This is a genomic window from Psychrobacter sp. 4Bb (genome assembly GCF_002836735.1).
Classification (GTDB): domain Bacteria; phylum Pseudomonadota; class Gammaproteobacteria; order Pseudomonadales; family Moraxellaceae; genus Psychrobacter.
Genome location: NZ_PJAS01000038.1, coordinates 1 through 12,869, shown reverse-complemented (window position 1 = coordinate 12,869; position 12,869 = coordinate 1). Strand labels below are relative to the sequence as shown.

At 42.9% G+C, this 12,869-nt stretch carries 10 protein-coding genes; 2 read left to right on the top strand and 8 right to left on the bottom strand.

Features of this window, described 5'->3' with window-relative positions; all coding sequences use genetic code 11:
* Nucleotides 1–84: 84 nt before the first annotated feature.
* The 7 genes from CXF60_RS01175 to CXF60_RS01145 form a co-directional block, all read right to left on the bottom strand.
* Complete coding sequence (locus tag CXF60_RS01175) at nucleotides 85–393, bottom strand: ArsR/SmtB family transcription factor (protein ID WP_101204781.1); 309 nt, start codon at nucleotides 391–393, stop codon at nucleotides 85–87.
* 543 nt (nucleotides 394–936) lie between these two features.
* On the bottom strand, nucleotides 937–1,467 hold the full coding sequence (locus tag CXF60_RS01170; RefSeq protein WP_219621812.1) for a DUF2798 domain-containing protein: 531 nt from the start codon (nucleotides 1,465–1,467) through the stop codon (nucleotides 937–939).
* Between the two features lie 30 nt (nucleotides 1,468–1,497).
* Nucleotides 1,498–2,292: a siderophore-interacting protein gene (locus CXF60_RS01165; protein ID WP_102090439.1), complete on the bottom strand. Its 795-nt coding sequence runs from the start codon at nucleotides 2,290–2,292 to the stop codon at nucleotides 1,498–1,500.
* Nucleotides 2,293–2,308: 16 nt separating this feature from the next.
* On the bottom strand, nucleotides 2,309–2,752 hold the full coding sequence (locus CXF60_RS01160; RefSeq protein WP_102090438.1) for a MarR family winged helix-turn-helix transcriptional regulator: 444 nt from the start codon (nucleotides 2,750–2,752) through the stop codon (nucleotides 2,309–2,311).
* A gap of 368 nt (nucleotides 2,753–3,120) precedes the next feature.
* Entirely contained in the window at nucleotides 3,121–5,043 is a 1,923-nt protein-coding gene (gene rpoD, locus CXF60_RS01155) for an RNA polymerase sigma factor RpoD (RefSeq protein WP_101204784.1), read from the bottom strand.
* Nucleotides 5,044–5,573: 530 nt separating this feature from the next.
* Nucleotides 5,574–7,793, bottom strand: coding sequence for a DNA primase (locus tag CXF60_RS01150; protein ID WP_102090437.1), 2,220 nt, complete (start codon nucleotides 7,791–7,793; stop codon nucleotides 5,574–5,576).
* Nucleotides 7,794–7,932: 139 nt separating this feature from the next.
* Nucleotides 7,933–9,114: an outer membrane protein assembly factor BamD gene (locus tag CXF60_RS01145; RefSeq protein ID WP_057759574.1), complete on the bottom strand. Its 1,182-nt coding sequence runs from the start codon at nucleotides 9,112–9,114 to the stop codon at nucleotides 7,933–7,935.
* A 937-nt stretch (nucleotides 9,115–10,051) separates the two neighbouring features.
* Between CXF60_RS01145 and CXF60_RS01140 the strand changes: the two genes are divergently transcribed.
* Both CXF60_RS01140 and CXF60_RS01135 read left to right on the top strand, forming a co-directional pair.
* Complete coding sequence (locus CXF60_RS01140) at nucleotides 10,052–11,119, top strand: RluA family pseudouridine synthase (protein ID WP_416376858.1); 1,068 nt, start codon at nucleotides 10,052–10,054, stop codon at nucleotides 11,117–11,119.
* Between the two features lie 40 nt (nucleotides 11,120–11,159).
* A complete protein-coding gene (locus tag CXF60_RS01135) occupies nucleotides 11,160–12,059 on the top strand; it encodes a purine nucleoside phosphorylase YfiH/LACC1 family protein (RefSeq protein ID WP_102090436.1) in 900 nt (299 codons plus the stop codon).
* Between the two features lie 219 nt (nucleotides 12,060–12,278).
* Here the strand turns inward: CXF60_RS01135 and CXF60_RS01130 are convergent.
* The coding region (locus tag CXF60_RS01130; RefSeq protein ID WP_180958058.1) for a YeeE/YedE thiosulfate transporter family protein at nucleotides 12,279–12,869 on the bottom strand (591 nt) is incomplete at its 5' end.

Genomic DNA, 12,869 nt, shown 5'->3' with positions numbered 1-12,869 from the left:
GATATTGAGATAGTTAATCGTTATATTGAAATATCTAGATGTTCTAGATTAGATCAAAGTGACTCTAAAGATTATGAGAAATTTTTAAAGCTTTAACAGCTCTTTTTCAACTTCATTGAGAAATGCTTCGATGTTAGCTTCATGACGCTGATAAAACGTCCATTGTCCATGGCGTTCGGACGTAACCAATCCTGCTTTTTTTAACACACCCATATAGTTTGAAATGGTTGATTGCGACAATCCAGCTTTTTCTTGGATGTAACTGACGCATACACCATCCAGATTAGCATGCTCTGGTAATGACGCTGGGAAGTTTGATCTGTCTTTCAACCACTTTATGATTTGGCGACGCATGGGGTTGTTAAGTGCAGATATTATGTTTTCTGTATTCATAAAATGTGTGATATCGATACCTAGTTAATAATCAACAACTGTCAGAGTGGAACATTAGGTTTTTAGTTTACTCATTATAAGTATAAACACTAAAGCGGTGTAGATTCTATTTACCGCCAATGTGCCAACCATATACAAATAAACGGCTACTAGTAGGATACTGCTTATAACTAGCGTTTATATTATGACTATACGTTTCTATAACAGTAGAGTATACAGCCAAAACTAGATTAATTATGACAGTTGTACTGTCTAGTCATCGGAATATTGTCGAATAGTAACAATATATGACGGGTAAAAAAAGATTGTTTTAAATCGAATCTAACAGTAAACGTTGTTACGACTGACTTATTAAATACACGTTAGTTCTTTGCCAAACCAGCAGTAAAATAGTATTAGAAAGCTTCTGACATGACAAGGGCGTGTTGAATATTCAACACGTCCTTGATGCTTTATGTTCTTAAATTTTATTAAACTTTTTTATTAATCTGGTTAGCGTCGCGGCAGAGTGCCAAAAAATCTAATAAACATAGTCTTGATATTTTAGCTTTTTAGAAATGCCTCAATTTTTGGTTTAATAGTCATAGAAACGATGACCATTAATGTCAATCCTACTGGTAATGCAACTAGAAATCCTTCTAACCAGCCATTCAAAAATGCTGTCTGATTAGCAAAACCAATCGTCTTTGAGGCAGTACTAAAGGCCAGCATAGACTCCATTATGCAAGCCATCACTACACCTGTGATGAGATTGCGTTTGTACGCTTTGGTATTAGGTAGCTTGTGATTAATAAATTTTGTGACCAGACCCATCAGTAAGAAGCCAATCGGCATAATCGCATACGCTGCAAGTAGCGCTCTAGACCAGTCTATAAAAAATGTATCGGAATATCCGACATTCATATAGGTCATCACACCTGTTAAGAGACCACCTATGACAGTCATTAAGGCAAGTATTAATAACACTTTGTAGAGCAACGGTGTTTTTTTAGTGCCATCATTCTTAGCGCTACCACTTTTAGAACCATCAATGAACAGGGTCTCGGTATTTACTGGCATAGTATTTGGAGACATCGTTATTTTCCTATCATAAAGAGCGTTTAATTAGTCGGTGTTTTTTTCTGCCTGTCGATCGCTTACAGATTGGTCTTCTGCAACACCTGCTTTCCAGTAAGAAAAGGCATATAGCTCATCCTTAGACCACTGTTGCTCGACCTTTAGGTAATGACGAAGGGCTTTGACAGATGAGAATTCGCTAGCGATATAAGCAAAACGGCTCTGCTCTGCAGTTGGCAAATCGAGAGATTTTACTGTGTCGATTAATTGACTGCCTTGCGTTGGATCTGGGTTATGTAACCATGTCATGGTGATATTGGCTGCTGTCGGCAATTCTTGCTCATCTTCTGCACCGTGCACTTCGATGATGCATTGACCAGTCGCACTGGCAGGCAAGCTTTCTAATATCGAGCCGAGCACTGGTATCGCTGTGGCATCGCCAATCAGTAGAAAATTATCTGCATCAGGACAAAGCGCTTTGGTTTTAGGCTTCATTAAGATACCAATCTCGTCGCCAACCTCAGCATGAGTGGCCCAGCCTGAAGCGGGTGCCTCGTCACCATGAGCGACAAAATCAATCCAAATCTGTTGTTTTGCTACATCGGCGCCGCGATGAGTATAAGTGCGAACAACGAATGTAGTATTGTCATTTAGGTCAATTGGCTGAGCTTTATCGACAGGAATAAGTACTTTATTGTTTGCGCCCACTGTCATGGTCGCGATATTGGCAATAGTATCTGCTTGGCCTGTGAGGTATATACGGATGTAGTGCGGAGTAATCATTTGCTTGTGAGCAACGGTCATGATTTCGCGTACTGGTTTCTGATTTATGGTGTTATTCATACGGATCTGTCCTTACTTATTTATCGGTAGGCTTGCTGGTGCTAACGTTGTCTATCATGGTGCGACTGACACGGAAAAATAAGGCAAGCTCTACGAGACTTAAATCTTTCGTTAATTGCTGTCTTGTCCATTCTTCTGCTGCATCAAGCTTTGTCATAACTTCTTCGCCTTTAGAGGTCAGCTGTAGTAATTGGCTGCGACCATCAAGCGGGTTATCTGTCTTCAAGATTAGCTCAGCTGCTAAAAGGTCATTTAAGGCACGAGTGATTTGCGCTTTGTCTCGCTGTATATGTTTAGAGATTGATAGCGCAGTGCTATTCGGGTTATAGCAGACACCTTTTAAGGTTCTGATATTAGTCACGGACAACTCGACACCTTGCTGACGAATGCCTTCTAGCAGTAGATTGGTATAGGTATGCATCAATTGATGTAGTGTTTCGCTCAATGAATTGTTAGACATAAAAACTCTTTGATATAGTTGATAGAAGCAACTATGTAGAATAAGGTTGATAGTGTCAACTATAAAGTGATTTTTGAAGGAGCGTCTGTATCTATAGTTAGATAATTTTCAATGAAATAAGTTATTAGGAAGTAAGAAAAATAAGGGTATATCTTGAAGGAGGAGCTCTTGGATTAAAGGGATTTATAACTAGGACGCTATGCAATTAAGGAGCTTTGTAATTAATAAGCTTTGTAATTGACAAATGCTGTGATTAATAAGTTCTAGAATTAAAAAGCAGGCATAAAAAAAGCTGAGATATACTCAGCTTTTTTATTTTTAACGATTATCAAAAGCTTATTAGCTAGGCTCAATATTTTTCTGAAAATTTAGTCATTTTCAAGGAAAGAGCGCAAGTGTTCAGAACGTGATGGATGACGCAATTTACGCAATGCTTTCGCCTCAATCTGACGAATACGCTCACGCGTTACATCGAACTGTTTACCGACTTCTTCTAGAGTATGATCGGTTGGCATATCGATACCGAAACGCATTTTTAGGACACGCGCTTCACGCTCAGTCAGGTTGCCGAGTACATCACGAGTCGCTTCTTGCAGACCAGCAGCAGTCGCATCATCGACAGGGCTTGAGATCGTACCATCTTCGATGAAATCACCTAGGTGCGAATCTTCATCATCACCGATAGGGGTTTCCATAGAGATAGGCTCTTTGGCAATCTTCAGCACTTTACGGACTTTAACTTCGTCCATCTCTAAGCGTTCGCCTAATTCCTCAGGTGTTGGCTCGCGGCCCATTTCTTGTAGCAATTGACGTGAGACACGGTTTATCTTGTTGATGGTCTCAATCATATGCACAGGAATACGAATGGTGCGCGCTTGGTCAGCGATCGAGCGAGTAATCGCCTGACGAATCCACCAAGTAGCATAGGTCGAGAACTTATAACCACGGCGGTATTCAAATTTATCAACGGCTTTCATCAGACCGATGTTACCTTCTTGAATAAGATCCAAGAACTGTAGGCCACGGTTGGTATATTTTTTGGCGATAGAGATAACCAGACGTAGGTTAGCTTCAACCATTTCTTTTTTCGCGCGGCGAGCTTTTGCTTCACCAACTGCCATACGACGTGCTACATCTTTCATATCGTGAATTTTCATGTCGAGCTGCTGCTCGTAATCACGGATACGACGTTGTAATAAAATGACGTCATCAGTGACTTTTTCTAGCGTACCAGCAAATGCAGGCTTACCTTTGATACGTTCAATCAACCAATCAACGTTGGTTTCATTGCTAGGGAAGGTCTTACGGAACTCTTCACGCGGCATACGACCACGGCGAATCACCAAACGCATGATCTGACGCTCTTGCTTACGCACGTCATCATAGACGTCATGCATGATAGCCATGACTTGATCTGACAAGCGGTTGTTTAGCTTCAACATCATAAAGCGTTCAGCAAGTAGGGCATACGCGGTATCAGCCTGTACGCTACCACGGCCATAATCAAGCAATGCTTGCTTGGCTTTAATAAATAGATGCTCGATCTCTTCTAGGCGTAAACGAACTTCTTCTGGATCAAGACCGCTGGTTTCTTCTTCAGCTTCGTCTTCAACGTCATCTTCATCTTCGTCGTCATTATCAAGCGCGGCTGCTTTCGCATTGACCTTAGCTTTGATAACCGGTGGGTTTTCTTTTTCTTCTTTGATGCGTTCACGCTCTTCTTTCGCCGCTTCCTTTGCTTCTTGAGCTGCGATTTTGTCTTCTTCGGTCTCAGGGTCTAAGAAACCAGTGATGACGTCAGATAGCTTTTTTTCGCCGTCTTGGACTTTTTGATATTCATCAAGGACAAACTGTACGGTACCAGGCCAGTAAGACATGGCATGCTGCACATCACGAATACCTTCTTCGATACGCTTAGCAATGGCAATCTCGCCTTCGCGAGTTAGTAGGTCAACCGTACCCATTTCACGCATATACATACGTACAGGGTCAGTAGTACGACCAGGCTCAGTTTCAACAGAGGCGAGTACTGCCGCTGCCTCATCTGCTGCCATATCATCATCACTTGAATCATCGTTCATCAAGATGTCATCGGCATCAGGAGCTGATTCAAAGATTTTGATACCGACATCGGTCAGCATTTGCACAATGTCTTCGATCTGATCGCTTTCGGTAATAGAGTCGGGCAGCTGGTCATTCACCTCAGCGTAGGTAAGATACCCTTGCTCTTTGCCCATTTGGATTAAGGTGGCCAGTTGAGATGTGGACTTAGAAACTGACTTATCGTTCATAAATACTCGCTTACTTGCATCGGACATTTTTATATTGTGACTCGCTATCGCTCGCTCTTTGCGTTGATCTTATCAATCGATTGATCAAAATATGGCGTAGAGGTTGTCAATAATATCAAAAATGAGTTGATATGAATAAAGGCTCAAAACACTACAATAACAATGCTGATAAACAGCTAAAAATTAGAAAAGCTAAAAAGACTTCAATACAGTACCTAAAAAAATATAGTACTTAAAATTTAATACTCAAAAATAGTATCTAAAAGCTGATACGTAAAAATAATACCTAAAATTTGTGCTTAACGATGCATGCTAACAATCATTCACCAAGCAGTGCTGTCAATATACAGCGACACAGTTTAACACAGACCACAGTCGTCAAGCACGAGCTAGTGATAGCTACCGACCATTTTTTACTGATTATTTGCCATCAGCTAAATGATTTTGGAGCGACTCATGCTACTGGGCATAATCATTAGTAGTGGGGGCAGCTGCTAGACTTTTAAAGGGTCAACATTTGAAATTAAACATTAAGACTGCACAGTGACCATCTGTGATGAGCGTTCGGCATGCTGCGCGCGCAGCCAATTGCTCAAATGCTGGGCCTGCATACGTACAATCGCTTGCTTGATATGATCAGGGTTTTTTATCAGCTCTTGCATCTTCTTTTTTATATTACGCTCAAGCAGTGAGCTGACAAGCTCCTCGATCAAGTCGTCGAGACTCAATACATTTCTTGCTGTTAGTGCCCGATAAAATCCGCCCCAGCTATTGCTTAGGGTCACTTGATGGGATTGATCCAAATTTGATAATACAAAATGTGCCGCTGCATTGGCATCGGTGGGCAAATACTTTATGCACCGCTTAATCGTTGTGACAACATTTAATAAAGCCGCATCTTGCAAGTCTTCCCATGCGATTGCGCGCAATGCATCGCTTGCCGCTTTTTTTTGTATGTGAGCAGGCAGCTGTAATCTTGTCAGCCCAGACTGTTGCCAAATCGACTCAATAGGGTCATCGATTAACGCGCGCGGCTGAAACAAAAAGCACAGCTGCAATTGCTGACTGATGGTCATATCACCATCAAAATCTAGCAGCGCATCTTTGGCCTCGACATTCTGACTGCGTCTGCCGCCAAGCTTTTGATAAACGTCATTGTTGAGCAAATAGCGAAAGCTACTGCCTTTGGGTAACGCAGTCGTCAGCGAGCGTACTTGAGACATAAGCTTGGCTTTGCCTTCAGCCAGACTCATGTCATAACGCTCACTCAAGTATGCAAAAATATACTGTGATAGCGGCATGGCATTAGCGATTTGCTCACGCATGGCATCGCTGCCCTGACTCTTAATAAAAGTATCAGGATCATGATTGTTAGGCAGGGTTAAAAACCGCAACTCTTTATCATCGGCCAATACAGGCAGCGCAACTTCAAGTGTACGCCAAGCGGCTTTTTGTCCGGCGCTATCACCATCGAAACTCAATGTGAGCGTCGGATTGAGGGTGAGTAGTCGCGAGATTTGGCTCTCATTGATGGCGGTGCCCATCGAGGCAATGGCCCCATAGATGCCCGCTTGATAAAGCGCGATGACATCCATATAGCCTTCGACCACTAGCCAGTCGTTGGCACGCTGCTGGCGTGATTCATAATAGCCATAGAGCACATGCTGCTTGTGAAAAACGGGCGAATCTGAGGAGTTGATATATTTGGGCTTTACCTCGTCATCAAGCGCGCGACCACCAAAACCAATCGTACGGCCTTGATTATCTCGAATCGGAAAAATAACCCGATCCCGTAATAGGTCGTAATCGCGTCCAGACTCTGACTGCCGCACCAGACCTAATGCCTTTAGGCCTTCGATATCTTGAGGAAACTGGTGCTCAAGATGTTGCCACCCAAATGGCGCATAGCCAAGGCCAAAGGTATCAAAGATGTCTTCTGTGATACCACGCGATAAAAAGTACTGCATGGCATGGGGATGCGTGGTTAGGTTGTGCTGATAGAATTGTTGGATTTGCTCTAGTAGCTCATATAGATTGCCATCTTTATCATCGTTTTGGCCAATGTCATGAGCGCCCTGCATACCAGCGCTAGTATCGGTATCTGTCAGCCATGCTGGCGGATAGCCACTGTCAGCTGAATGGTTTGGTGAATACGGCTCTGAGGAATAGGAGTCCATCGAATATGACGCTGAATCATACGCCTCTAACGGCGGGAAATTCTCATAGCCCTGATTGTCATCATAAATGGGCTGGTCGATGTAGTTTTGGTCATTTTGGACGACATTGTTTTGATGACTGTCTTGATAAATGTCTTGACGATTATTTTGATGGTTGTCTTGATTTGTACCGTCTTGGCTTACTTTGCTATGTTCTACAGTTGGGCTAGGCACATTGTGCACAGGCGGCGGTGCAATAGGTTTGGGTGCGCGACGTTGATAACTAACGTTTTGCTGTTCTTCTTTTGGTACTTCAATGCCTGTTTGCTTTGATAGTTCATTGACCGCTTCAATAAATGTCAAATTTTCATAATCACGCAAAAAACTGATGGCATTGCCACCGACGCTACAGCCAAAGCAGTGATAGATGTTTTTTTGTGGATTGACATAAAAGGAAGGCGATTTTTCACCGTGAAAAGGGCAACAGCCTTTATATTCACTACCAGCGCGTTTGAGCGTGGTGTGTTTGCCAATGATGCTGATCAGGTCAGCTTGGCTATTTAATTGTTCAAGAATATGGTTAGGAATGCTCATACAAAAAACAGTTTACCATAGGTCGATTATATTGGGGCAGAGGTAATAAGATACTGCTAGAAAAATAAGGCCAACATAATGTTGACCTTATTATCAATGAATACAGACTGTGTTAGCTAGGCTAAAAGACTTAAGGTAATCAATTATTATCCATATCACTCACACTGTCGTCATTTAACGTAGTGCGACGTGTCGGATTGGTATTTAGTGGATCGACGTTGGCTTCTCTTGCAGTTGAGCCAGTACTTGATTGACTGGTTACACGCTCAGCTGACGCTTCAGGCAGACCTAAGCCTACGCTAATACCATTACGCGCAGCAGCATTATTGGCGACTGGAGTATTAGCGGGCGTCGTGTTAGTCCCTGCTAGTCTCAACTGGGCTGCATTACGAATCATTTGTGTCTTGGTGGCGCCGTTATACTCGCCAGATGCGACTGATTTGTCAGTCGTGTTCGAACGACCAAGCTTGCCAAAGGTAATCTTATTGAGCCAAGTACGGTCACGTTTGGTGCTTAATTTCACACTACCGTTGCTGGTTAGCATTTCTGGGTAGTTGATCTGCAACAGCGTTTTGTACTCATTGGCCAAATCGGTTAGACCAAGTTTTTCATGGCTATAAGCTAATACCGCAAGAGCATCTGGGGTTGACTCGCTTAGCGGGTAGTACTGGAATACCCATTTGGCACGGTTAACCGCTGCTACATAAGCTTCACGCTCGATATACCAATTGGCGGCGCTCATTTCGCTCTCAGCAAACTGATTATAGATAAACGTCATACGTTGAGCGGCATCTGGTGCATATGGGCTGTTTGGATATTTATTGATAAGCTCTTGGAAGTTGGCAAAGGCAATACGCAAATACGCGGTATCACGCTCAGCTTGGTTCAGTTTAAAGAGCTTTAGGCTCTCAGATGAACCTTCCATATTGGCCACACCGCGCACATAATAGGCGTAGCTGACTTGTGGGTTAGATGGATACAGACGGATAAACTGCTCAGCACTTGCCGCCGCCATCTCATACTTATCGCCTTCGTATTGTGCATACATCATGTCAAGCAAGGCTTGCTCGGCGTACTGTCCGGTTGGATAGAATGTGCGCAGATTGGTCAGCTCTTCGATACCTTGGATATAGTGACCTTTGTCAATCTGATTGACGGCCTCGTTATAATACCCTTGCTCTGATTTTTCAGCTGTTTCTACTGCCTCACCATCTTTGGCGCCAGTTAGATTTTTGAAAGTCTGGCAACCCACTAGATTGACGCTAAGCGCCAGTAGGGTTATTGAGGACAGTTTGATAAACGTATTGCCAACAGCTTGCATACTTCTTCTCCGACACAAGACGCATAATAGCAGCGGCGCTATCATGCTATATAAAAGGTTAGTGATAAAAAACGACGCTAAATAGTCAGCGATCCACCAGCAAAAATTTTTTATCGAATGCAGTTTTTGTTATGACGTATTGTACTGATAGATTGGGTTTGATACATAGCGCTTGTATAGTAAGCCAGTCATAGACCACATGCATTCAACCATAATCAAACGGTTTAAATGGCAAACACGGTCAACAAAACCCAATGCTATTTTCAAACTGTATCTAAGTACGGCATTCGCATACAGTGCCATAGCATACAGCAAAACATGGCTATACTTTATAGAATAACATTTGCTACGTCTATTTTTTCGCCATCTATATTGTATAGGCAGTTTAACATGAGCGGCTGTCACGAGCGATATCGAATGTCGCTAGCATGAGTAAATATACAGTAAATTACAGCAATGTCATGTTCTAGAGAGTTAAGCGAGACGTCTTACAGCCTAAAAGCATGCTCAAAAATTAACAGATAGCATGCAGCTTCTATAGGGCTTATGCGTGCGACATGATACACTAGAGCGGTATAGTCTTCGCTTTTTTGTACCTTAAAGGTGGTTATCTGCCATTTATAGGCAAAGACCATAATAAAAAAACGACAATTTTTTATACTGCTATTTATAATACTATCTTCGAAGTCACCTCACAAAACACTGTCAGGGACTTTGCCATGTATCAATGTATCAATCCGCTATGAATAATGATGCCATGACTACCAATTTATCACCGAATCAATCGCTAGATACTGATTCATCAGCACAAGAGTCACCAATGCCAAATGATGTTTTGAACAATAATGAGCTACCTGATAATCAACCAATGATGAGTGATCAAGTGCATGATGATGCGCTTGATAATGAAGGGTTGCTCATCGATGATGGTAATGATCTGAACGATAGCGACATTGATGATAATGATATTGATATTGATATTGATGACAGCGACATGGACGGTGACGGCGATGAAACCCCAGTAGCGGGTCAAGCTGTACCAGTGATTGTAGATATGACGCATGTGGTCACAGAAGATCAAGCTGGTCTGCGTATTGATAAGGTCGCATCACAAGCGTTTTCAGACTTTTCGCGTGTACAACTTCAGAACTGGATTACTGACGGCAGTCTGCTTTATAACGGCAGTGTTCAAAAACCGAAAGTCCGTGTCAAAGCAGATGACGTATTGCATCTATCAACGACGTTACAGCAGCATGGCGAAGACCAACCAGAAAACATAGATATCGATGTTGTCTATGAAGATGATGACGTATTGGTAATCAATAAACCTGTCGGTATGGTGGTTCATCCAGGCGCGGGTAATCAAAACGGCACCTTGGTCAATGCATTGCTATATCATTATCCTCAGCAGCATCATTTACCGCGTGCAGGTCTCGTACACCGTATTGATAAAGACACCTCTGGATTGCTATTGATTGGCAAAACCAAACCTGCTCAGATGGCACTGATGGAACAACTAAAAGACAAGTCTGTTTATCGTCACTATAAATGTGTCGTAGCAGGGGACCAAGCAAGCTTATCTCGTCATCGTCGTATCGATGCGCCGATTGGTCGACATCGCAATCAGCGTACTAAAATGACGGTGATGACCGCTGGTCGCGAAGCAGTAACGCATCTATTAAATGTCACGCCATTGAACGAAAACTACTGTCTACTAGATGTTGGACTTGAGACGGGACGTACGCATCAAATTCGTGTGCATCTAAGTCACATTACTTATCCATTAGTCGGTGACCGTGTCTATGGTGGTCGTCGTCAGTTGCGTTCTGGATTGACAGAAGCTCAGCGCCAAGCTATCAATAATTTTCCGCGCCAAGCATTGCACGCCTATACGCTAGGGTTTGTGCATCCGACGACAGGTGAGGACATTGAAGTAACGACGCCACTACCTGAAGACATGCAAAAACTGATGGCAGTACTAAGCGACGGTTATTATGAAGAGTAAACGCTAACGTTTACTAGATGAGAGGTGAGAGCGAGCAGCCATGACGAACACGTTCCCGATGACAATGATTGCGCAAATTGATAATGTGGCCGTTTTTCAGACGGCTGCTTTTTTGCATGATGATATTGATGATTCTGCTGCTAAAAATCAGCGTACAGGGTTTGAGGGTCAGTCAAATTACGGCGAGCTGAATTTAGGTCTTCATGTCAATGATAATGCACTGCAAGTATTAGATAACCGCATGAATCTATTGGCTGCTATCAATAATCTACTAGCTGCTATCAATGAGCAACTGACAGATAAGTCTGCACAAAATGAGCAGCATGAGGCTATTAATCGCTTACATTGGGTCAGTCAGGTTCATGGTAAACATATTCATGATGTCGATGCTACTACACTGAATATGGCGCCACTGTCTGCTGATGCGATGGTCAGTCAACAAAATGGTCGCGGTCTGGCAATCATGACGGCAGATTGTGTGCCTATCGTGTTATATCAACCTACCAGTGGCAAAATCGCAGCGATTCATGCAGGCTGGCAAGGATTGGCCTGCGGTGTGATACAAGAAACTGTTAATCGCTTTACCGATTCAGGCCCTATACAAGCTTGGATAGGCGTTTGTATCAGTCAGGAAAACTATGAAGTAAATACAGACGTTCGCGATAAACTATTATCTGGGTGTATAGCTAACCAGACGTTATCACAGGCACATATCGATAACTTTGTGTCGCTATTTTCTATATCGTCTTATGATGACAAGATAAAGTTGGATTTACCGAAGCTTGCTGCCATGCAGTTAGAAGCTGCTGGTGCTACAGTCATGAATGACTTACCTGTTGACTGTAGTTACGCTGATACTCACTATTACTCGTATCGCCGTCAGACTCATATGCAGCAACCTGCAACGGGTCGGATGGCACTAGTCATCGTCCGTCGTTAGCAGCTTTATAGTCAGCGAACTACTAAACCGCTACGGTGTTACCCTCCCTAGATGTACTATATGTACAATCTACGGTCGGCTGCCTTGTAGCTGTTTTAGATTTCTTTGGCTATATAATAATGAGTAGTGGTAAGGAAGTGATAGACAATAAAAAAACAGCAGATTATTCTGCTGTTTTTTTTATTTAAGTGCTACATTTGTATTAACATAAGGCCTGTATTAACAAACAGAGTCGCTAGATTTTGGTACTGATAAGCCAAATAAAGGACGTAAATACAGTGCCAAGAACGTACCTGCCATTGCTAGTATGCCCCAGATATAACCATGTAAGCTAAAAGAGGCGATACCACCGAAGTAAGCGCCGATATTACAACCGAACGCGAGACGGGCGCCATATCCGATCATCAATCCGCCGATGACTGACGCTGCAAAGTTACCTGCAGTAATCTTAGTAAACTTAAACAAGCCACCCGCAGCAGAGGCGATAAACGCGCCAATGATAATGCCGATATTCAATACAGTGGTCGAATCTGCAAAGATAGAAGCTTCAAGAGCCGCTGCATTAGCCCCTTGCCAATAGCCCCAGCTAGCCACATCCATGCCAAAGCCGCTTGCAATTTTAGAGCCCCACAATGTAAATGCTGACGTAATGCCCCACGGTTGACCACGTGTAAGTAATGTCAGACCGTTAAGTAAAGCCAGAACGATTGCGGCAGCAAAAAGCGGCCAAGAACCACGAAAGATTCGTTTCCAACCAGACTCAGAAGGTACGGGCGCCATCTTTGGTGCGTTTCTTTTTTTCTCAACGAC